This is a genomic window from Delftia sp. WY8 (assembly GCF_018437695.1).
In the GTDB taxonomy this organism is placed as follows: domain Bacteria; phylum Pseudomonadota; class Gammaproteobacteria; order Burkholderiales; family Burkholderiaceae_C; genus Comamonas; species Comamonas tsuruhatensis.
This window is the reverse complement of record NZ_CP049795.1, coordinates 1,992,530-2,014,427: the sequence shown is the minus strand read 5'-3', so window position 1 is coordinate 2,014,427 and position 21,898 is coordinate 1,992,530. Positions and strand designations below refer to the sequence as shown.

Genomic DNA, 21,898 nt, shown 5'->3' with positions numbered 1-21,898 from the left:
TGACAATCACCACCATCCGAGGGAACATCCATGAGCGCACAAACTCTCCAGCCTGACGAAGGCTCCACGGCCAGGCTGGAACGCCTGGAAGCCTATCTGCGTGAAGACCCGTCCAACCCCGGCCTGCTGACCGAGGCCTTTGGGGCGGCGCTGCAATGTGCCCAATGGGAGCGTGCCGCCTTTCACCTGCGGCACGCCCAGGCGCTGCAGCCCGGCAACCTGGCCTGGTCGCTGCGCGAAGGAGACCTTCTGCTGGCCCAGGGCCAGTACCAGCTCGCCACCGAACTGCTGGATGCCCTGCTGTCGCTGGACGGCACGCCCCGTGAATTCACCGATGCCGTGCTGCACAACCTGGCCTGGATCGCCTTCCAGGATGGCCGCTACCAGGATTGCGCAGACAGGCTGACCCCCCGGCTGCAGGATCTGGACCACCCTGCATCGGCCGCATTGGCCAGCCTGTGGCTGCGCGCACTGCACCACGCGGGCCAGTTGGACCAGGCCGTGACCTGGGCTGCCGCTGCGGATGCAAGGCAACAACTGCCCGCCGCCGCCGCGGGCGTGGCCAGCCTCGCAGCCCTGGATGCGGATCAGTTGGAGCGTGCAGGCCAATGGGCCGCCCGTGCGCTGGAGCAGGCCACGCCTGACGACCGGCCCATCGAGGCCTTGGTCACCCAGTCCTCGCTGGCGCTGGCCCGACAGGATGCGGCACAGGCCCGCACGCAGGCCCGCGCCGCCCTGCAGATCAGCCCGCGCGATGGCCGCGCCTGGTCCGCCCATGCCATGGCCGACCTGCTGGCCGGTGACCTGCCCACGGCCCTGGCCCACTTCGACAACGCCCTGGCCACCATGCCCGGCCATATCGGCACCTGGCACGGCAAGGCCTGGGCGCAACTGCTGTCCTCCGACCTGCCGGGAGCGCAGCGCAGCTTCACCAGCGCACTGGACCTGGACCGCAACTTCGCAGAAAGCCACGGCGGCCTGGCCGTGGCCCTGGCCCTGCAGGGCCGTACGGACGAGGCCCAGCAACACATTGAGCGCGCCCTGCGCCTGGACGCCTTCAACCTCTCCGGACGCTACGCGCAGGCCATCGTGGGTGGAGAGATCCGGGATCTGGAGTCCTTCCAGGCGCTGGCCAAGCGGCTGTTGCGGGGGCAGGATGGGTTGCTCAAGGCGGTGCTGCGCGCCTCAGGGGCTGGGCGCTGAGGGCTGCCAGAACTGGCGCGGGCAGCACCGAATCCAGGCTGCCCGTGACCCGGCTCGGGTCATAGGGCTGGAAGGTGTCCGCGTTGTTGGCATTCAGTGCCAGCTTGGGAATGCTCAGGGTCTGGCCTGCCTGCAGCTCGCCGTCGCCCGAGACGGCCAGGCCGTAGGCGTAGTTGTGCGTGAGGGTGGTGACGATGGTCGTCGCCTTGGGGTCCAGTCCCTGCTTCTGGATCTGTTCCTCGCGGCTGACGGTCTGCCGGTTCATGGCGTCGTATGCATAGGTCGTTACGCTGGCATTGTCCACCTGGTCGTACCAGCCAGGCGATTGCCACCATTTGCCCGCGAAGTTCACCTTGTAGCGGTTGTTGATGACGCGGGTTTTGACCTGGCTGCTATTGCCGGATTGGCCTGCGGCGCTAAATTCTTCATCTCGTTGAAGAGCTCCCACAACTGCGTTCGCTTGGCCGTATATACCCAACCCCAGGCTGCGCAGTTTCATGCCCTATATCGTCTAAGTTGCTTCACGTTGATGGTAAGCACTTCGTTAGTCAATTTATGCAAACCCTCCCTGGTTGAAGATGGTTTTTAATTGTTTTGTTATGGTATTCTATTGGAAAAATATATTAGCTGTATATTGTTATTTCCATTCAGAAATGGCGACTCCAGCTATTTCTGGAAACTCTTCCTTTTCCCAAGACCATCCAGAATCTATTTTTAGTTGATTTAGGAAATCATTGAAATTTACAAGACATCCCAGGCCATTATCTACAATACATGCTGATGTTGGAGTTTTTGTTAGATTTCTCTCTGTTGTTAATATTAAATTTTTTGCTAATTGTAGATCTCTATAATTAATCGTGATACTTTCCTTGCACTCCTCGAGGATATTTTTGTAATAATCGCTAGGACGCTCCCATTCTAGAATCTCTTTAATTAAATCAGAATTTTTGTTACTCCAGTAAATTGATAGATGATCTTTTCCCAATCCTTTGCGTGCTGAAAATTGATAACTTAAATCAACCGATGGAAATTTCTCCTCAGTCATTAGAGAAAGGCTCTTTGCTATTTCATTTAATGAATTAATATCGATAGCATTTTCGGCATGAAAATAGTTAGTTCTTTGGCTGCCATTTTTATTCCTTTCTTAACCAATCAAATAGGGTTTCAAAATTATTCGTAACTCTTACATGCTTACTAGCTTGTTGTACAATGGAATTGGCCTTTTTATGTTGCTCAAGGACATAGCCTATCGTTGCTTTCCCGTGGCTCGTTCGGTGTCTTGAATTTGCAATATTATCTTTTGTGCACTGGAAAGCTTCTTAACTTGAAGAATTATTCCAGCGCTAGTTTCGATATCCACTTCGCGAGATGGATTGCCGATGTAATGATTGGTGTCTTTGATATTGATTCCATATCTTTCTAATTTTCCTATTAATTGCGGAACACCGGGATCACATTGTGCTCGAGCTTTGTTTATCAAGGCAGCAATACGTGCCCTATCAGCAGACTCTTCGGGTGTACGACTTGCAATTCGCTCCATGCGTGCAGCTAACGAGCCTGATTCTGTACTTCTCCCCAAAAATCGGACGCTGCCTTGGAGTTCCTGTCGTGTCGAACCTGCTATTCCACCACCAAAAGGCAGTGCCGCCAGATTGATCAGATTGTCGATCCGCGCGTTGCGCTGCTCGACAGGATTCAGATACTTGCCCGTGGCGAAGTTGTAGCGGTCGGAACGGATCGAGGCAGAAATTGAGCCTGCAGCGTTGACCACGCTGCCCGCCACCATCCCGGTGAAGCTGCTACCTAGAGCATTTTGCACATCGCGGGAGAGCCAGGTGCGCTCCCACACTGAAGGCTGATAGGCCGTGATTGAGCCGTATCGTGCAGCCTTGGCATCAATCATCTCTGCGGCATTGAGGCGGTCGAACTCATCCATTTCCGCCTGCGTCATGCGCTTGCCGGCTACCGTGCCGCCCAAGCTATCCGTATCGGGAATCCAGCGCGTGCCGTCGCCTGCCCCTGTCGATCCGATACCCGTGATCTCCAGGCGGTAGATGCCGTCAGGGCCCCGCAGAGAGCCCATCGCCTGGGGATCGTTGGCCAACTTCAGCATGCGCGCAATATCGGCATCGCGGTCGCTCAAGCCTGACCCTATGCCGCCGGTGTAGTCAGCACCAGCGGCCAGTTGCACACCGTCTGCTCGGCTATCGGCGGTGTAGTTGCCAAAGCTATCAACCAACTGGTCATAGTTGGCCTGCCGCTGTGTCCAGGCTCCAAGGTTCTCTTGAATGAACGCGCCCAGCCTGTCTTCCTGGACGCTTGATCCTGTCGTGGAGACCTGGCTGGCAACAGCAGCGATCGACTGCCCCAAAGCGTTGCCGAACACATCAGTAGCCACTTGCTGCATGCTGATGCTCCTGCCACGAGCGATAGCCGTCACCGTACCTGCAGTAAAGCCGCTGATTGATCCTTTGACGATGTCGGCAGCCGTGGTGTCCCAGCCATTGGATAGCCAGACGGGACATTGAAAGCAGCGAGCGGCTGGGCAAGCACCTGTGGGTGGTGGAGAGGACGCACAGCTGGTTTGCAGGCTTTGGCAAGCTGAGAATCCGCTTTGAACGGTGGATTCAACCGGTCAACGCAACACACTCATCAAACATTTCAGCAGGTGTTCTGAACCCCTGCGTCTTCCTGGGACGCTGGTTCAACTGCCTTGCAATCGCATCCAAGCTCTCCTGTGAGTAGCCCGACAGATCCAGGCCTTTGGGAAGGTACTGCCTGAGTAACCCGTTCGTGTTCTCGTTGGTGCCCCGTTGCCATGGATGGTGCGGGTCGCAGAAGTAGACCTGGATGTCGGTCGCCAACGTGAAGCGCTTGTGCCCCGCCATTTCCGAGCCGCGATCCCAGGTCAAGGAGCGGTAGAGCTCATGCGGCAGGCTCCTGGCATGTCTGGCTAGGGCCGCAGCCACGGTGTACGAGTCTTTGTCCACCAGCTTGACCAGCATCACATAGCGCGTGTGTCGCTCCACCAAGGTCGCGATCTGGCTATGAGCATCGCCGAACAGCAAGTCTCCTTCCCAATGCCCTGGCACGGCTCGATCTTCTATACAGGCCGGACGTTCGCTGATGGGGACGGCACCGACGATTCGGCCATGGATACTGGTCTTTTGCGTGTAGTGCCGTGAACGACGCATGCCTCTGGTGCGCCGCAAATGCTCCAGAAGCTCCTTCTTCAAAGCGCCCCGCGTCTGGACAAAGAGCGTGCGATAGATGGCTTCGTGGGACACCTGCATGCTCCTTTGCTCTGGGTAGGTCCGTTTGAGCCAACCGGCGATCTGCTCAGGCGACCATCGATGCTGCAGTTTGCCAGCCACGATCTGCGCCAGGGCTGGATTGCTCGCCAGCTTGCAAGGCTTGGGGCGGTGCGCACGCTCCCAGGCTGCTTCATCGGCGCGCGCAGCCCTGTAGCAACTCTTGCCACCGTTGCGGTGAAGCTCACGGCTGACAGTGGATGCAGCTCGCCCCAAGCGCGCGGCAACGCAGTGGATGGATTCGCCCGCAGCCAATGCCCGCGAGATCTCCTCGCGCTCAGCGAGAGTCAGTGCCAATCGTGATCGATGGCGCGCTGGCGGGCGGATTCCGCCGGTTGCGGCCAGGATGTTCTGAATGGAGGTATGTGGCCGATCGAACAGCTTGCCGATCTGGTGCAGGGTATCGCCCTTGCTCCAGCGATCCCACATCATCGCCTTCTGTGCTTCGGTGTAGTAGATCCGAGGTCGTTGCTTCATGGCCAGCACTCCTTGCGCCAGGTGCAGTCATTGTGTTGCATCGACCGGTTGAATTCACAACGACGACTGGATATCCACGAAGCGCTGCTGAAATTGGCGGCAGCGATCATCTGCACACGCTTCGTGGATCGGTGGTGTTAGCTAGTGTTACCCTGCAGCAGCTCCCATTGTTGGATTTTCAGCAACAAATTTGATTTAACTGATCTTTGCTTAATCCCTTGGCTAGAATCCATATTAAGAAGCCATTTTCCGACAAACCAAAGATAATACCATCGGTCGATATGCAATTTGTGGCCTGCCATTTGGAGGAAATTAGAATTAGCAAATCAGAAGACTGTGAGAAAATCTGTATTTCTCCCACTTCATCAATATAATGATTATTAGGCCAATTTGTTATTGAGACAACAGGAGTTCCGTTGGTTATGTTATCCAACCCAGTTAATATGGGGAAATTCTTGCTTACATTGCCCGGCAAGAGTAGCAATCCACCCGTAATTTTTCCATCTTTGCTATTGATTTCAATTTCAAGCAGAGTGTTTTCAAAATCACCTGTTCGCCAATAGAAATGAGAGCCATTGTCCGTTCTTGAGAGTTGAAATTTAAATGGAACATATTCACCGCTCTCTTTGAGTACATCCCCGCAAGGCGCTTTGTTGACTATTTCTAGCATATCATTTCCTCTTATATAGAGCATGGTAGAGAGCCGGAAGCTGATTGGCAGACTTCGGCGGTGCAAATATCAATTCCCATCCATCAACATACATCATTTTTCTATATTGAATGCCTGTATCGACTGCTGTAGTTACTGCGCTTGAAAGACTTCGGATTTGTTCCTGACTAACTAAGCGCACCATTTCTGGAGAGAAGTTTTCAGCTTTTACGGCTGCATACTCTGCGATATGTTTTGTAGCATTTCCATCGATCCATATTTTTTGACCATTTTCCAGGCCAAGCTCAAAGCTTCTTGGGATAACTGAACCAGGATGATTTGGCCCTGATGCCTTTACAACGTCCCAAATTGTGCCGGTTTTCTCCGCGGATATCGGATTCACGGCATTGCCGATGCGCTCTAGCTTGCTCAACGCATTCAACCCACCCTTAGCAACCCCAAGGATGAATCCCTCAGGAGGCAAGCCTTGCAGCATCATGCCAGCAGGCGAGCGCTCAAATCGCTCCATAAAGTCGAGACCCTGCCCCATGACACCAACTCGCTCCGGCTGCATTGACGGCACCAACGAGTATCCATCGGTTGGAATCATGTCCACTAGTGATTGGCCGCTTCGCAGCCCCGCCAATCCGGTCACCACCGGCGCTAAAGTCGTTGGCTGTACGCGGCTTTGCTCAGCCACCGGGAAAGTGTTCGCAGTAGAGCTCCAGACCTCACCGGCTTTGCTGTTGAAGCCGACAAGCGTCGCGTCCGGAGTCAGCGAAGGCAAATTCCCGTACGCGGCCTTACTACCGTAGTAGTCCACTACCTCCTGGAACCGCGCGCTAGTCTGTGGAAACGCCTGCATATGCTCGTAGGCTTGAGCAATCACATCGGGGCCGCTTGCTTCCATGCGTTCCACAGGCGAGGGACCGAAGTCGTCCCAAGTGCTGCTCGAACGCATATCGCTGTACCTGAGGCCTTCGCCACTGCCAAGCCGTAGCCCAGTCCCCCCATCGCCTGAGCCCCCCAAGCTGTAGAGCCCTTTGTTGGTCTGGGCCTGCAGTTCCGTGCCCGTGGACATGCTCGCCAGGGAGCTTCCCAACGCATTCCCAAACGCATCCGTCGCCACCTGCTGCATGCTGACCCGCCCGCCTTGCGCAATCGAGGCCACGGTGCCTGCTGCCAGTCCCGCTCCTGTACGGGTGACCATTTCCTTGGCCCATGGGTCCCAGCTTGCGGTATCCACCACATCGCCCAGCAGCTTTCCTGCCACATGGCCCGCAACTGCTTCCGCTGCGCTGGCCGCAACGCCGCGCCAGCTGAAGCTGCTTTGCAGCCCGGTGACCACGCCCACGCCTTGGGTCAGTACATTGCCCACGGTCGAGCGCAGCAGCACCTTGTCAAGATCCGCGCCCTTAAACAACGGGTTGGTTGCCAGGCCGCTGGAGATGCCGCCAGCAAGCGCAGAAAGTGCCACACCCTTCCAACTGAAACCGTCCTGTACGCCCATTGCATTGCCGGCTACCTGGCTCGCAATGGAGCCTACTGCGCCGCTTGCTGCGCCAAAGGCGAAGGCAGTGCCTGAGGTCAGGCCTGCGGTACCGCCGAGGACCGACATGCCTGTGGACATGGTTGCGCTGAAGGTTGCGCCGAATCCTGTGCCAGCCCCTGCCGCCGCTGTTCCCAAGACACCTGCCGTGTAAATGGTCGCCACCACGGCCACCGCCACCATGATGATCTTGCCCAGCGCCCCGCAGCCACCTCCCTGGCCCGCAGGCGCAGGCAGCACCGAATCCAGACTGCCCGTGACCCGACTCGGGTCATAGGGCTGGAAGGTGTCTGCGTTGTTGGCATTCAGTGCCAGCTTGGGAATGCTCAGGGTCTGGCCTGCCTGCAGCTCGCCGTCGCCCGAGACGGCCAGGCCGTTGGCTTCCGCGATGCGCCACCACAGACTGCTGTCGCCCAGCACGTTGCGGGCGATGGTCTTGAGGGTTTCACCGCCGACCACGGTGTAGTTCATGGCGCTGAAATTGCTGTCACGCAGCTTCAGGGGGGCGGCGTCTAGGTGGAATTCTGCGGTGTTGACGTATTTGGGGACTGCGCCGTTCTGAGGCGGGTTCTCTGAGTCCGGAGCATCGCCGTAGCGGGCCATGACTTCGCCGTTGACGACCAGCTGCCGCTGGATGTGGCCAGGGTTGAAGGCGTCGCCTATGAAGCCGCCGATGTAGCCACCCGGTTCGTTCTGGATGCGGCCACCCTTGTCGCTAGCGGCACCTGCACTCTGGTTGACATACAGGGCATTGCCCTGGGCATCGTTGACGAAGGCCCGGTTGTAGCGGTTGTCCACCACGCCATCTTGTTGCTCTATGTTGCTGATGAAGCCATTGGCGTCGCGCCAGGTTTTGGTGGTGGCTGTTCGGTTGCCCTGGGTCGTGGTGGAGGAAGTTTGCTGGTAGCCGCCGTTGAACTGGTACTGGTAGGTGGTCCGCACGGCATCGCCGGTGTTGCCATTCGAGGTCTGCACATAGCCGCGCAGATAGCCGGCGCCATCGTAGCCCAGCGAGGTGTCACCCACGTCGCCGTGGTAGGCGATGTCGGTGTACTGGGTTTTCTCGTGATCGAAATCAGTGCGGCGCATCACGACGCGGGTGTCCTGCAGGCGGCCCAGGTTGTCGTACTGGTTGTAGCGGTGCTCATCGTTCCACAGATTATTGCTGCGGACCAGTGACACGGCGTAGACCTGGCGGCCTGCGCCATCGTAGCGGATGCTGTCGGTGCGCTCGGCAATGCCGTAGCCCGAATAGCTTTCCAGGCGATTCAGATCGTCGTAGATGTACTGGTAGGTGCCGCGCGTGTCGGCGACGCCGGCCGTGGTGCTCTTCTCGAAGACTGTGTCATGGATGCGGTTGCCAGCCTGATCGTAGAGGTAGTCATGCGATTTGAGCAGGACGCCGTTGGTTGTGGCTCCCTGGTATTCACGGCTGCTAAGCTGCCGGTTCATGGCGTCATAGCTGTAGGTCGTTACGCTTTCGTTGACGACCTGCTGGTACTGGCCCGGCGATTGGTAGGTCTTGCCTTCGTTCTTGATGGTGTAGAGGTTGTTGATGACGCGGGTTGTGACCTGGCTGCGGTTGCCAGCCTTGTCGTAGCCGATGCGAACGTCGGTACGGCCATCAAAGATGGCACGCACCCGGTTTTGGGCGTCATAGAACAGGTGGTTGTCTTGATAGACCACGTTTTCGATCACGCCAGAGGACAGTTTGGTCTTCTGGGTGAGCTTTTCGGTGAGTCGGTTGCCGGCCAGGTCGTAGGTGTAGCTGCTGAGCTGGCCCAGGTAGTTGTCCTTGATTTCAATGAGCTGGCCGGCGCCGTCGTAGCGGTAGTCCAGGCTCTTGCGCTGGATGTTGTTCTGGGTGCTGCCTTCATGGGTGAGCTGGCCCGCCTGGTTGTAGGTGTACTGATACTTGATGCGCGCTGCGCCTCCCATCTGGTCGTCGTTGCGCTCGGTCAGATGGCCGAAGATGTCGTAGCGCCAGTCTTGGCTCATGGAGCTGGCGTCGGTTGAATCGCCCCGGGTTTTGAGGAGGCTCCAACACTTGAGAAGATGGAGCTATGACCAAGTCAAACAAGTTCTCGCCCGAGGTGCGCGAGCGTGCCGTACGCATGGTGCAGGAGCACCGAGCCGACTACCCTTCGCTGTGGGCAGCCATTGAATCAATAGCCCCCAAGATTGGCTGCGTGCCGCAGACCTTGAACGATTGGGTCAAGAAGGCCGAGGTCGACAGCGGCCAGCGTGCCGGTACCACCACGTCAGAAGCCCAGCGCATCAAGGAGCTGGAACGTGAGGTCAAGGAGCTGCGCCGGGCCAACGACATCCTGAAGACGGCCAGCGCGTTTTTTGCGCAGGCGGAGCTCGACCGCCGATTGAAGTCTTGAAGAACTACATCGACCGCCACCGTGACGACTACGGGGTCGAGCCCATCTGCCGGGTGCTGCAGATGGCCCCATCGTGTTACTGGCGCCACGCAGCCCGGCAACGTAACCCGCAACTGCGCAGTCAACGCGCCCAGCGTGACGAGTGCTTGAAGGCGGACATCCAGCGCGTGTGGCATGCCAACTGGCAGGTCTACGGGGCCGATAAGGTCTGGCTGCAGATGAACCGCGAGGGCATCCCGGTGGCACGTTGTACTGTGGAGCGACTGATGCGTGCCATGGGCTTGCAAGGGGCTCGCCGTGGCAGGGCGGTACGTACCACCACGCCTGACACATCAGCGCCGTGCCCGCTGGACCACGTCAACCGGCACTTCAAGGCCAGCCGTCCCAACGAGCTGTGGGTATCGGACTTCACCTACGTCTCCACCTGGCAGGGCTGGCTGTACGTGGCCTTCGTGGTGGATGTGTACGCCCGGCGCATCGTGGGCTGGCGGGTCAGCCGCAGCATGCAAACGGACTTCGTGCTGGATGCGCTGGAGCAGGCGCTGTATGCCCGCCAGCCAGCAGCCCATGCCTTGACGCACCATTCCGACAGGGGCAGTCAATACGTCAGCATCCGCTACACCGAACGGTTGGACCAGGCGGGCATACAGCCCTCGGTGGGCAGCCGGGGTGACAGCTACGACAACGCGCTGGCCGAGACCATCAACGGTCTGTACAAGGCCGAGCTGATTCACCGCCGGGGCCCCTGGAAGACCAGGGAATCCGTGGAGCTGGCCACCTTGCAGTGGGTGCACTGGTTCAACCATGTCCGACTACTCACGCCGATTGGGGGCATCCCTCCGGCAGAAGCTGAGGCAAACTACTGGAGGCAACTAGCCGTCAGCGACACCTCGGCAGAGGTGTCAACTTAAACCAATCGGCCTCCTCAAAACCCGGTGCGATTCAGGTGAAGCCGATCTTGCGGCCCAGTGCGTCGTAGCGGTAATAGCTGGTATTGCCCAGCGCGCTCAGCGGCACCGTCGTGTCGCGCTTGTCCAGCGAGTGCACGGTCTTGGCCAGTTCCTGTCCACTCAGTGTCACATTGCCTGCCAGGTCGTAGCGGTAGCGCGTGGCTTCGTTGTTTCCATTGACGACACGCACCTTGCGGCCGGCTTCGTCGTACTGGACGGTTTCCAGGATGGTGTAGGTGATGGGGCCGGTCATGGTCACGCCATTGGCGCCATGGTCACTGCGGTCCGGTGCCCATTGACCGGGCTGGTTGCCTATGCCCTGGACCTCGAAGCGCGAGATGGCCCGGCCAAGCTCTGTCTGCGTCAGACGCGAGAGCTTGTCGTAGCGGTAGTTCGTGACCACGGTGCGCGTGTCGGTCATGCGCTCGGCTGCGCTGACCTTGTCACCGAAGGTGTTGTAGCTGAGGTCTATGCGCCCGCCGTCGGCCTTGCGCTCCTGCACCACGTTGCCGGCCAGATCGCGGACCTGGGCGTTGAGGTTGCCGTTGGCATCGCGCACGCCGACCTGGCGGCCCAGGGCGTCGTAGTAGATGCGCGTGGTGGCGTAGTCTGCCGGACCATCGAAGCTGCTCAGTTGTGTCTGGGAAATGAGCTGGTTGCTGGCGTTGTAGGTGAAGCTGGTCTTGAACAGGGTCTGCCCTGCCTGTACGCGCGGGTCATCCACCAGGGTGAGGTTGCCCCAGCGATCGTATTCACGGTTGGTGACGGCGCGGTTGCTGAGGTTGAAGGGTGTGCCTGCCTTGGCGCGGATCTGCGGGGTGTACGCCTGTGTGGTGTCGCGTTGCACGACGGCCGAGCTGGCACCTGAACCGGGCACAGTGATGGTGACCTCGGAGCGCGCAATGTAGGCAGCGCGCTGCGCCGTGGCCGGGTACTGGATTTCGACGGTAATGCGGTAGGTCGTGTTGGGATTGAGCGCATCCAGCACGATGCCTTGCAACGCCGCACCGCCCTGGAACTGGGCGCGGCCGTCTCCCTGGCTCCAGATGGTGGGCGTGCCTCCCGGCATGCCGGGAACGGCGCTGACCTTAACGCGGGCACCGGCTTCGGGCGTGCTCCAGTGCAGCATGTTGTAGGTCTGGCCGTCGATGTTGGCCTGACTGTTGCCCACGCCCGCAACGTTGGCAGTGGCGGCCATGCGCGTGTCGAGCAGGTAGTACGAGGTGATCTCGTGCTCCTGAGTGGAAGTCAGGTAGTCGCCCTGGCTCTGGTTGCCCACGGAGTTGCCGTCATACACGGCATACAGCGGTGTTGTGCCCTCCAGCGGGACCTTGGAAATGTAGCCATCGAATTGGTAGGCATTCTGGTACCAGGTGGTGGGCGACCACTGGAAGCCGGCAGCCGGCTTGGTGCTGAGCGTGACGTAGGAGCCGATGTCCTGCGACCGCGCAGTCAGGCGGTACACGCTCTGGCCGCCGTAGGTGTACTGGTAAAGGCGGCTGTTGTTCGCGGTGGCCGTGGTTTCCACATAGCCCAGGATGCCGTCGCTGGTGACGGCGCCCGAGGAGATCATTCCCTGGAAGGCTGCGATGACCGAGGGGTCCGCCGTGGTCAGGTGATGGTCATTGCCCTGGTAGGGGAAGTAGAAGCGGTACAGCGGTGTACGGCCGGGGCCGGGAGTGCTCCACACATAGCCGACGACGCCCAGGTTCTTGACATTGTTGTTCTGGCTGACGGGGGAGGCTGAGGTATTGGTCACTCCCGGGCTGGCCGGTACGTTGAGCGTGCCGGTAGAGCGCATGCGCTCGCCTGTGGCGCTGTTGACCATGACCACTTCATATTCGAAGTTGCCTGCGCCCATGTTCAACGGCGTGCCCTGCATGCCTATGCCCATGTTGCGCGTGCGTCCGTCGCCGTAGGCGAACAGTCCATTGCCCTCTGTACGCGAGGTCCATCCGCCGTTGCTGCCCTGGGAACGGTAGCGGAACTCCACGCTCCAGCCCGAGGCGGGCTTGGGCCACTGCAGCACGCGGTAGGCCGAGCCATCGATGATGGCGTTGCCCTGGTTCACGCCAGCCACGGCGGGCAGGCTATCGGTATCGGGGTAGCCCGCGCCATAAATGGAGAAGGTGCCCGAGCCCACATCGCGGGTCATTTGCGCATTGGTGTTGCGCACGCGGTACTCGTAGCCGCCCGGAGCCAGTCCCAGAGCGCCCACCTCAAAGCTGTGCGCGGATCCAAACGAGTTCTGGATGGTGGTGGGGGCCGTGGTCCAGGCATCGTTGCTGCCATAGCGGCGGTACTCCAGGGCGGTCTTGCTGACCAGGTCCTGGGGGTAGCTGACTTCGATGCTCAGGCCCGTGGATGCGCCGAACATCTGCACCTGGCGCAGGTTGGGCTGGTTGTCTTTAATCTGTTGCAAGCCGAGGAGGGCGCTGCGATCGCTCTCGGACGTGGTGTAGATGCCATTGCCCTGGGCGCTGTCGTTGTTCTGCAGGCGGTACAGTTTGGTCAGCCCCTGGTTCGCGGCTTCCATATCGGAAATCGAGGGGCTGGCCACGTAGCCTTCGAGGCCCTGGTACTGCCAGGAGCCACCGGTCGGCGTGGCGCCGTTCGTGTACTGCGACATCTCTGGCGCGCCGACCTTGGTCCAGCGGTACAAGGGCACCCAGCCTGGTTTGGGGTCCTTGCTCACATAGCCGGTGATGCCCTCGTCGAGCCAACCATTGGCGGCGTTGAGCAGACGCTCGCGCTCGGTCAGGCTGGTGCTGAAGAAGTGCGTGGCGGTATAGCGGTTGTAGTAACGGTAGATGGGGATGCGCCCGTCGCCTGCCTCGTTCCAGAGGTAGCCGGGGCTGGGGGCCGTGGTCCAGTTCAGCGACGATGTCTGGGTGGCCTGGGTGTTGGCCACGTCATAGATGGATACCCATTTTCCGTACACATCCAGCTTTTCGACCTTGACGCGGGAGACTGCGCCCACGCCAGGTGCGCCTGGGTTTTCATTGACCCATTTGAGGCTGTAGCCTTCCACGGCCGCCTCGGCGGGAACGATGACGGTCTTGGTCTGGTTGCGCAGGCTGGTGACGTTGTAGCTGTCGCCATCCGGGTTGGTCTGCGTGAACGGACGCGTGTCATAGGTGAGCGTGATGCGCACATCACCGCTGCCCAGATCTTCCAGCGAGCGCCAGACCAGATCCACCTGGTTGTATGGCTTGCGCTGGTAGTTGGCGGGCACATTCTGGATGTCCACCTCGCTTTGCGTGATGACCCCATACAGCATGTTCTGCCGCGTGGAGATGCTCATCGGCTGCTCGGTCGCGCGCTCGGGCGCCAGAGTCTGCACCAGCCGGCCCAGCGCGTCGTAGCGCATGTCCGTGCGCCGGAACTGTGCCTTGTTCGCGGCCTGGGCGTTCAAGGCCGATTGCGTGTCCTGATAGGCGGTCTTCAGGTCCAGGCCTTCCGATACGAGTTGAGCGGTCTGCCGTCCCTGCAGGTCGTATGCCAGGATCTTGTAGACGCCGTCGCCCGCATTGGTGCGCCAGACACGGCCCGCATTGTCGTATTCGTAGGCTTCCTCGCCCTGCAGCGCCTGGCCGTTGTCCAGTACGCGTTTCTTGGTGACCTCGCCGAAGGCGTTGTAGCTCAGTTCGGTGTCACTGACAGTCAGCGTACCCAGGCTGACGCTTTCAGACGGTGCAAAGGAATGGGTCTGGTGGCCCAGCACGTCGTACTCATAGGCACGCCAGATCGTGCCCCAGCGGCTGTAGCCATTGGCCTCGGTGATGGTGACGGTCTGCCACTCCTTGGCCAGCCGGCCCTGCGCATCGTAGGAGTAATAGCGGCTGGCTCCGGTGGCATCGTTGATCTGGGTGGTATGACCCTGGGCGTCGAATTTCGCATAGGTCACGCGGTCATTGACAGAGAGGGCCTTGGAATAGCTTTGCGCATCGGCTGCAACGCTTGCGCCGGTGGCGTACTGGGTGGTGATCAGCACGTTGCCGTGCGCATCGCGCTGGAATTCGGTCAACGGGTTGACGGGATTGGCACCCGCTCCCGTGGCCGCAACACCCAGGTTCACGGTTGGCGTGATGGTGGCGCGCACGCGCCCGAGGGCATCGTAGAAGTTGTAGGTGATCCCGCCCAGCGCATCGGTGCTGCGCGTGAGGTTGCCCAGCGCGTCATAGTTGTACGAGGTGGTGAGGTCGGACGTCTTGTCGTACAGCACGTCGCCTTGTTGCTGCGCGCCGGCGTTGACGCCGGTGTGCGCCACGCCGCGCCGTGTCTCTGCGGTCTTGCGGCCCAGCAGGTCGTAGCTGTAGTCGGTGACACGGTCGCCCATCGTCGTGCTGGGAGTGGCCGATGCCAAAGCGCCGGTCTTGGCGTACTCGACCTGCCTGATCAGGTTGCCCATGGCGTCGTAGGCCATGCTAGTTATGTAGCCCAGCGCATCGGTGGTGGCCACGCGCCGGCCCAGCTTGTCGTAGCCGTAGCTGGTGACGGCGTTGCGCGCATTGTCCAGGTTGACTGTGGTCGATGCCAGGTCGCCGAAGGCGTTGTAGGTGTGGGTGGTGCTCCTGCGGCCGCTGACAGTCTCTCCTGTCTGGCTGTCGTAGTTGAAGACCAGGGGCTCCTGCACGGTGAGCGTGCGGCCCATCTTGTCGTAGCTGGTGAGGATTTCGCGGTTGGCGGGGTGGTTGGCTTGCACGCTCTGGCGCACGGCGGCATCGGCCAGGGCCGTGCCGGCCGGCGAGGGCAGGGCGATGGCCTGGGCGTGGCGCACCAGGCGCTCGGTCTCGCCCCAGGCGTTGCGCGTGTAGCCGGTGACGAAGCCAGCGGCGTCCACGTCGAAGCTGACACGGCCTGCGCGGTCATAGCTCTTGTAGCTCCAGGCTTCCTTGACACCCGGGATGCCCATGGCGCGGCTGGCCACGGCGTTGCCCAGCGCGTCGTAGCGGGTTTCGCTGCTGGCCTGCTGCAGGGTCTCGACCCGGTTGGCTTCCCCGTTGCGGCCGTTGGCGATGCGTTCGGCTGGTGTTTCCTGCACGTAGGTACCTACAGGCGGGAACAGTGTCTTGACTTGGCGCCCCACCTTGTCGTACTCGTAGCGCGTGGTGCGCTGCTCTGGCCGGCCCAGGGCCTCGGTCCGAGAGGTGAGGTTGCCGAAGCTGTCGTAGGTAAGCTGCGTGACGACTCGCGACGGGCCTGTGTTGCCCAGGTCCAGAGTCAAGGAGGTCGGTGCACTGCCAGGAGACTGCAATGCCACAAGGTCCACCGCCGGTGAAGTCTCGCGCACCAGGCGGCCCGCCGGGTCATAGTCGTAGTTCCAGGTGGCGCCAGCCTTGTTGGTAAAGCTGGTTTTCTGCCCCAGGGCGTTGTAGCTGTAGCTTTCGCGGTTGCCCAGTGCATCCGTGGTGCTGGTCAGGCGGCCTGCGCCGTCGTAGCTGTAGCGGGTGTGGCGGTCCTGGGCCGAGGTCGTACCGTTGCTGGCTGCGTATTCGACGGTATGCACGAGCTGGCCCGTGCCGTCGTATTCGCGTGCGGTCACGAAGCCGTTGGCATCGACCAAGCGCACGGTACGGCCGGCGCCGTCGAGCACTTGCACGCTGGTCCGGTCCTGACTGGCGCTGGGCTGCACCATGCCCAGCACTCGGGCCAAGGTGATGTCTGCGAGAGCCAGGCTCGCGATGTTGGCGGTGGTCGCGTAGGTCGTGATGGTGACGGCGTGCAACTGGCCGCCAGCCGCGGTTCCCGGCGCAGCGGGTCCACCTGCGTTCACCTTGCCATAGCCGATCTGGCGCACAGCGCCCATGGCGTCCACTTCCAGCACCTGGCGGTTGGCCTTGTCATAGGCCAGGGTCGTTGTGCGGTCGCCTGCGGCGGTGCGCAGGTAATTGCCGATGTTGCTGCGGTCGTAGTTGGTGACCACGGGGCCTGCCACGGCGCCGCTGATAAAGACCGGAGGCGTGATCAGGGTGGCGAACTCGGTGCGCTGCCGCAGGTTGCCGTTGCGGTCCCACACCTGGCGCACCACGGCGCCGTCCGCACCCACGATGTGGGTCTGGCGGCCTGCCGCGTCGTAGACGTAGTCGGTGGACAGGGCGCCAGCCTGCACCACATCCTGGGGCTGCTGGCCGGCCGTGATGGCGCTCGCAAACCGTGCCTTCTTGACGACGCGGCCATCGCGGTCGTACTGGTAGGTGGTGACCGAGCCTGCGGCATCGGCGCTCCAGGTGAGGCGGCCGGCGCGGTCGTAGGTGTTTTTCTCGACCGCGTTGGCTGCCGAGCTGTCCTGGGCGATCAGCGTGTAGATGGCGGCGCTGTCGTAGGGGTCCGAGCCCAGGGTGACGGTCTGGGCATAGCGCACGCGCTCCACCACGTTGCCTGCCGCGTCATAGCGCAGCCCGGTCACGGCGCCCGTGCCGTCGGCCGTGGCGATGAGACGGCCCATGCCGTCGTAGACCATGCGGGTGCGCAGGTCGCGCGCATCGTCGGCTACGGGCGTGGGGAAGGTGCCGGGGGTCCAGCCCCCCGTGCCGCCGATGCTGATGCGGTTGGCGTAGCTGCGCTGCTCCTGGATGCGGCCATTGCCGTCGCGCAGGTAGGTGGTGACCTCGCCCAGCCCCGTGACCACCGATTGCAGGTGGTTGTTGGCGTCGTAGCTGCGGTATTCGATCCGGTCGCTGGCCGTGGGGGCGATGCGCGCCATCACCTGCTCGGGCCAGGTGGACGGACCGAACACCGGGCCATTGTTCACATAGACCTGCAGGTCTATGCCCGTGAGCGGGTTGCGGTAGGTGGTCAGTCGGCTGATGCGGCCCAGCGCGTCGTAGCGGGTTTCCTGGACGCCGCCTGCGCCATCGACGGCCAGGATCTGGCGGTTCTCGCTGTCGTACAGGTAGTAGCTGGTGTTGCCGTTGGCGTCCACGCTGCTGGTGACGTTGCCGCCTGCGTTATAGGTGTAGCTGCGCGTGAGGTTCAGGCCGCTGGGGTCGATCTGCTCCTTGGTGCGACGGCCCGCCGCATCGTAGGTGTAGCGCGTGAGCGTGCCTTCGGGGCTGGTGACTTCCAGCGCATGGCCCTGGGCGTCGTAGCTGTAGCGCGTGGACAGGGCCAGTCCTGCGGGGTCCACGATCTGCTCGAGCAGCTGGCCCCGGGCGTCATAGCGCAGCTCGGTGACGGTGCCACCGGGCTCGGTGATGCGGATCTGGCGGCCCAGCGGGTCATAGGCGTACTGGGTGGTCAGCGCAAGGCCCGTGGGGTCCACGGTGCGCGAGAGCACGCGGTTGGCCGCATCGTAGGCGATGGTGGTGCGCGTGCCGTTGGCGTCCACGGTCTCGATCAGCCGGCCGGCCTTGTCGTAGGCCTGGGTGGTGGCCGCCGTCTGCATGACCTTGGCGTCGTACAGCCAGGTCGAGGCCGACGAGCCCGTGGGCTGGCCGTTGGCATCGAAGGTGTAGGTGGTCAGGTTGCCCTGGGAGTCGGAGACACTGATCTGGTCGCCATGGCGGTTGTAGGTCTGTTTGGCCAGCAGGCCTTCGTCCGTGGTGATGGTGACGGTACGGGCCTTGGCATCGTAGGCATAGCGGGTGGTGCCGCCCTCGGCGTTGAGCTGTGTGACGATGCGGCTGAAGGCATCGTAGGTGGTGGTGAGCGTGGCCCACATCGAGTTGGTGCTGCTGACTTCGCGGCCCAGCCTGTCGTAGGCACGGGTGCGCGTGTGGCCCAGCGCATCCGTGGCGCTGACCTGGCGGCCGAAGGCGTCGTAGCTGGCGGCCGTGGTCAGGGCCAGCCCGCCGGCATCGCGCACCTGGCCCGTGGCCAGGCCGCGCCGGTCGTAGGTGGTCTGGAGGAGGGTGCTGGTGGTGCCCGTGCCCGTGGCTTCGGTGCGTTGCGTCTCTTCGCGGAAGGTGTTGTAGACGTAGTTGCGCGTGAAGCCCAGCGCATCGCGCTCGCTGGCCAGGGTGCCGTTGGTGTTGTAGGTGTACTGGGTGGTCTGGTCCTTGGCGGCATTGGTGGCCGCCTGCAGCAGCGACTGCAGTGTGCTGTTGACCAGGCCGCCGGCCAGCGATCCCGTCAGCGAGCCCGGGTTGATGCGCGTGCCGTAGCGCACCTGTGCGCTCACCTGGCCCAGCGCGTTGTAGCGCGTCTCGGCCACTTCACCCAGCGCGTTGATGGTGTGGGTGAGCTGATTCTCGGCGTTGTAGAAGAAGAGGGTGCGCAGGCCGTTGGCATCGGTGGTGCTGGTGCGCCGGCCGGCTGCATCGTAGGTATGGCGGCTGGCGTAGCTGCTCCAGACGGCTTCGATCTGAGCGGGGGTCTGGGCGGCGGCGAGCTGGCGGCCGCCCTCGGCGCTGAGCTCGGCCGTGACGCGGCCCAACACGTCGTAGCGCGCTAGGCGCGTGCGCGCCTCGGAGGTGCCAGCAGCCACGGTGCTGGCCGTGCGGTTGCCGGCGGCGTCATAGCTGTGCTCGGTGCGCGTGCCCTGCCAGTCGGTCTCGGCCGTGAGCTGGCCCAGCTTGTCGTATTCGAAGACGGTGGTGCGGTCCTGGGCGTTGGTGGCCGGGCGGATGCCGGCCACGGCCGTGGTGCTGGTGAGCGTGGACAGCACGGCCGCCTTCAAGGCCGTGGCGTAGCGGGTCTGGCTGGTGAGCTGGCCTGCCGCGTCGTAGCCGAAGGCGGTGAGGTAGCCGGCGCCATCGACCGTGCCGGCCAGGCGGCCCTGGCCGTCGTACATGCGGCGCTCGATGATGTCCTGGCTGTTGGAGGCGGGCATCAGCTCGGCCAGCGTGCCGGTGGCGCGCTTGGCGGCATTGGTGGCGTTGGCAAAGCGGGTGGTGCTGGCCAGGCGGCCGGCGGCGTCGTAGTTGAGGGCCACGAGGTAGCCTTCGGCATCCAGCGAGCCCGTGCGCAGCCCGTCGGCATCGTAGAAATGGCGCGTGACGCGGTCGGCGGTGGCACTGGCCGTGGGTGCAATGGCCGAAGCTGCGGGGCTGTTGCCCAGCGAGGCCGTGGCAGACGCGGACAGGGCGTTGGCATAGCGGCGCGTGGACACCAGGCGCGAGGCGCCGTCGTAGATGTTCTCGGTGATGCTGCCGTCGCTGCCCACGGTTTTGGCCAGGCGGCCGGCTGCGTCGTAGGCCATCCATTCGCTGCGGTCGGCCGCGCTGGCTGCGGGGCGGAGGGTGGCCAGTGTGACGGTGTTCGTCATCAGGGCGGTGTTGACCGCATTGGCATAGGCAATGGTGCGTGTCAACTGGCCCGAGCCGTTGTAGATGAACTCCTGCAGCCGGCCGGAGTGGCTGACCTCTGCCACCTTGCGGCCGGCCTCGTCATAGACGATCCATTGCCGCACACCTGTGGCGTCCTGCGACGAAACCAGCCGTCCTGCCGCGTCGTAGGCATAGCTGGTCTGCGTCTCCGCGCCTGGACCCGGGCCCATGGTGGGGCCGGCATCCCGGCGCAGATTGCTGATCAGGCGCCCAGCGCTGTCATAGCTGCGCACCTCCTGCTGCCCAGTGGCCGACAGCACCACGATGCGCCGGCCCATGTCGTCATAGGTGGTCGTCGTGACCTGCCCCTTGGCGTCCGTCACCGTCAGCAGCCGGCCCAGGCCGTCATAGGCATAACTGGTGCTGCCGCCATTGCCATCAATGGTCTGCAGCAGGCGCCCGGCCTGGTCGTAGATATGGCGCGTGACCGTGCTGCCGGCCGCCAGTCCGTTGCCTGCGGCGTCGGTGGTGGCATAGGTGGTGGTGACCTGGGCCTGGCCCCGGAAGTCCAGCACGTAGTCGGTGCGCTGCAGCTGCTGCAGGTTCTGCTGCCCGCTCCACGCCGACAGGGCGGCCTCGGTCGAGGCAGCGGCTGCGCCATAGCGCGCCACCTGGTGCTGCAGCGTGCTGACGACCTCGCCATAGGCATTGCGCCGGTATTCGGTGACGCGGCCTTCGGCGCTGATGGCAAAGCGCAGTTGCAGTCCCGTGGCATCGTCGTACACATAGCGCGTGGTCTGCGCGCCCGAGGCCTGGGCTGCGCCGTCGCCATCGGGGTCGGGCTGGGTGTAGACGGTCTCGCTGAGCAGGCGGTTGCTGCTGCTGTAGGTGCGCGTGATGGTGTTTCCGGCACCATCGCGCTGCAGCACCTGGTTGCCGTTGGCGTCATAGGCCATGAAGACCGTGCGCCCGTCCGCATCGGTGCTGCGGATCAGGTCGCCGTTGGCGTTGTACTCGAAGCGCTGTATGGAAGAGACACCATTGGTGGCGGGCGAGGTGATGCTCAGCAGCTGGCCCTTGGCGTCGTAGGCATAGCTGGAGACCTTGCCCGCAGGGTCCGTGACCTGGGTGGTGCGTGTGGCAGTGTTGTAGGCAAAGCGCGTGGTCTGGCCCAGCGCGTCGCGCAGCGATGACACCTTGAACTCCGAGCCCACCTGCACATAGTCGATGGTCAACTGGCTGCCGTCGCTCTGGGTGAGTGTGGCGATGCGGTTGCTGTCGCCATGGTAGGTGTAGCTGGTGCGGTAGAGCTTGCCGTCGGCCGTGGAGCCGTCCTGGGGCGTGAGATCGACCGTGACCTGGTACAGGCGGTTGCGCGCATCGTAGGTGTAGCTGGTGCGCGTGGTGGTGGCGCCCTGGCTGTCGACCACCCGGATGCGGGTCAGCAGGTTGCCCGTGTAGTCGTACTGGATGGACTCGCCGCTGGGGTTGACCAGTTTGGCGATGTTGCCGTTGGCGTCATAGGTATAGGCCGTGGTGTTGCCGCTGGCGTCCACGGATTTGTCCAGGCGGCCGGTGGCGGTGTCGTGGAACTCGCGGTTGCCGGTGGCGCCATCGGTGAAGACGTAGCTGGAGCCTTGCTGCACGATGCGGTCGTAGGCACCGGCACCATCGGTGCTCACATAGCTGCTGGAGGACGCGTCCCAGGAGAACAGGGCGCTTGCGCCGTCGCGCTCGGTGCGGGTGATGGTGCTGCCGGGCTGGCCGTAAGTGCCCGAGAGCACGAGCTGGCGGCGGTAGAAGCCCGCGCTCCAGTTGTCTGCGTTGTCGTCATTGAGCAGGCCCTGGCTGTTGTAGGTGCGCACGGCCTGGAAGCCGCCGCCGTGGGCCACGAGCTGGTCGTCGTTGTGGGCGATGACGAGGTTGCCGGAGGCGACGTTGACGAAGACCTGCTCGCCACCGCGCCCCTGGGAGGCGTTGCCCTGTGCGGCGCGTTGACCCAGTGTGGCCAGAGAGCTGTTGCCCAGACCCAGACTATTGCCGCTGACGATGCCAACCATGTGTGCCCCTTGATCGATATGCATGGAGGGCCGCGAGAAAGGAGGCGGAGGATTCCGCAGGTTTCGGGGCCCGTTCTGCCAATGCATCCGGACCTTGTTCGGT

At 62.2% G+C, this 21,898-nt stretch carries 9 protein-coding genes, 2 pseudogenes and 1 other annotated feature; of the genes and pseudogenes, 4 read left to right on the top strand and 7 right to left on the bottom strand.

Annotation, left to right across the window (positions count from 1 at the left end; all coding sequences use genetic code 11):
• Positions 1-30 precede the first annotated feature (30 nt).
• Positions 31-1,203: a tetratricopeptide repeat protein gene (locus tag G4D77_RS09175; protein WP_154835278.1), complete on the top strand. Its 1,173-nt coding sequence runs from the start codon at positions 31-33 to the stop codon at positions 1,201-1,203.
• Here the strand turns inward: G4D77_RS09175 and G4D77_RS09170 are convergent.
• The 3 genes from G4D77_RS09170 to G4D77_RS09160 all read right to left on the bottom strand — a co-directional run bounded on the left by G4D77_RS09170 (position 1,166) and on the right by G4D77_RS09160 (position 3,610).
• A complete protein-coding gene (locus G4D77_RS09170) occupies positions 1,166-1,702 on the bottom strand; it encodes a hypothetical protein (protein WP_193726164.1) in 537 nt (178 codons plus the stop codon). The genes G4D77_RS09175 and G4D77_RS09170 overlap by 38 nt on opposite strands.
• A 138-nt stretch (positions 1,703-1,840) precedes the next feature.
• Positions 1,841-2,248: a hypothetical protein gene (locus tag G4D77_RS09165; RefSeq protein WP_154835274.1), complete on the bottom strand. Its 408-nt coding sequence runs from the start codon at positions 2,246-2,248 to the stop codon at positions 1,841-1,843.
• Positions 2,249-2,449: 201 nt separating this feature from the next.
• Positions 2,450-3,610 carry a hypothetical protein gene (locus G4D77_RS09160; protein ID WP_154835272.1) on the bottom strand — a complete coding sequence of 387 codons (1,161 nt, stop codon included), beginning with the start codon at positions 3,608-3,610 and terminating at the stop codon, positions 2,450-2,452.
• Between the two features lie 101 nt (positions 3,611-3,711).
• Here G4D77_RS09160 and G4D77_RS09155 point away from each other — a divergent pair.
• Positions 3,712-3,825, top strand: a pseudogene (locus G4D77_RS09155) (IS5/IS1182 family transposase); the annotation flags it as partial.
• Positions 3,826-3,830: 5 nt separating this feature from the next.
• Here G4D77_RS09155 and G4D77_RS09150 read toward each other — a convergent pair.
• Positions 3,831-4,991 carry an IS30 family transposase gene (locus tag G4D77_RS09150; RefSeq protein ID WP_154835205.1) on the bottom strand — a complete coding sequence of 387 codons (1,161 nt, stop codon included), beginning with the start codon at positions 4,989-4,991 and terminating at the stop codon, positions 3,831-3,833.
• A 45-nt stretch (positions 4,992-5,036) separates the two neighbouring features.
• On the opposite strand from G4D77_RS09150, the pseudogene G4D77_RS09145 reads away from it, so the two are divergent.
• Positions 5,037-5,132, top strand: a pseudogene (locus G4D77_RS09145) (IS5/IS1182 family transposase); the annotation flags it as partial.
• 37 nt (positions 5,133-5,169) lie between these two features.
• Here the strand turns inward: G4D77_RS09145 and G4D77_RS09140 are convergent.
• Both G4D77_RS09140 and G4D77_RS09135 read right to left on the bottom strand, forming a co-directional pair.
• Positions 5,170-5,661 (bottom strand): hypothetical protein, encoded by a 492-nt coding sequence (locus tag G4D77_RS09140; protein ID WP_154835270.1) that lies wholly within the window; start codon positions 5,659-5,661, stop codon positions 5,170-5,172.
• Position 5,662: 1 nt separating this feature from the next.
• On the bottom strand, positions 5,663-9,187 hold the full coding sequence (locus tag G4D77_RS09135; protein WP_213757945.1) for a LysM peptidoglycan-binding domain-containing protein: 3,525 nt from the start codon (positions 9,185-9,187) through the stop codon (positions 5,663-5,665).
• Between the two features lie 65 nt (positions 9,188-9,252).
• On the opposite strand from G4D77_RS09135, the gene G4D77_RS09130 reads away from it, so the two are divergent.
• Positions 9,253-10,487, top strand: a protein-coding gene (locus G4D77_RS09130; protein WP_122974833.1) for an IS3 family transposase whose coding sequence is annotated in 2 segments (ribosomal slippage) — positions 9,253-9,535 and positions 9,535-10,487 — 1,236 coding nt in all. Because the reading frame shifts where the segments join, the coding sequence is not laid out codon by codon here.
• Positions 9,531-9,647, top strand: a sequence feature (AL1L pseudoknot). Its footprint overlaps the gene before it by 117 nt.
• A gap of 31 nt (positions 10,488-10,518) precedes the next feature.
• Here the strand turns inward: G4D77_RS09130 and G4D77_RS09125 are convergent.
• A complete protein-coding gene (locus G4D77_RS09125; RefSeq protein WP_213757944.1) occupies positions 10,519-21,795 on the bottom strand; it encodes a hypothetical protein in 11,277 nt (3,758 codons plus the stop codon).
• Positions 21,796-21,898: the final 103 nt, after the last annotated feature.

What these genes read in the sequence shown, in the direction of transcription:
- G4D77_RS09170 (WP_193726164.1), bottom strand. Translation starts at nt 1,702, where the DNA reads ATGAAACTGCGCAGCCTGGGGTTGGGTATATACGGCCAAGCGAACGCA.
- G4D77_RS09160 (WP_154835272.1), bottom strand. Translation starts at nt 3,610, where the DNA reads ATGCAGCAAGTGGCTACTGATGTGTTCGGCAACGCTTTGGGGCAGTCG.
- G4D77_RS09175 (WP_154835278.1), top strand. Translation starts at nt 31, where the DNA reads ATGAGCGCACAAACTCTCCAGCCTGACGAAGGCTCCACGGCCAGGCTG.
- G4D77_RS09135 (WP_213757945.1), bottom strand. Translation starts at nt 9,187, where the DNA reads ATGAGCCAAGACTGGCGCTACGACATCTTCGGCCATCTGACCGAGCGC.
- G4D77_RS09125 (WP_213757944.1), bottom strand. Translation starts at nt 21,795, where the DNA reads ATGGTTGGCATCGTCAGCGGCAATAGTCTGGGTCTGGGCAACAGCTCT.
- G4D77_RS09140 (WP_154835270.1), bottom strand. Translation starts at nt 5,661, where the DNA reads ATGCTAGAAATAGTCAACAAAGCGCCTTGCGGGGATGTACTCAAAGAG.
- G4D77_RS09150 (WP_154835205.1), bottom strand. Translation starts at nt 4,991, where the DNA reads ATGAAGCAACGACCTCGGATCTACTACACCGAAGCACAGAAGGCGATG.
- G4D77_RS09165 (WP_154835274.1), bottom strand. Translation starts at nt 2,248, where the DNA reads ATGACTGAGGAGAAATTTCCATCGGTTGATTTAAGTTATCAATTTTCA.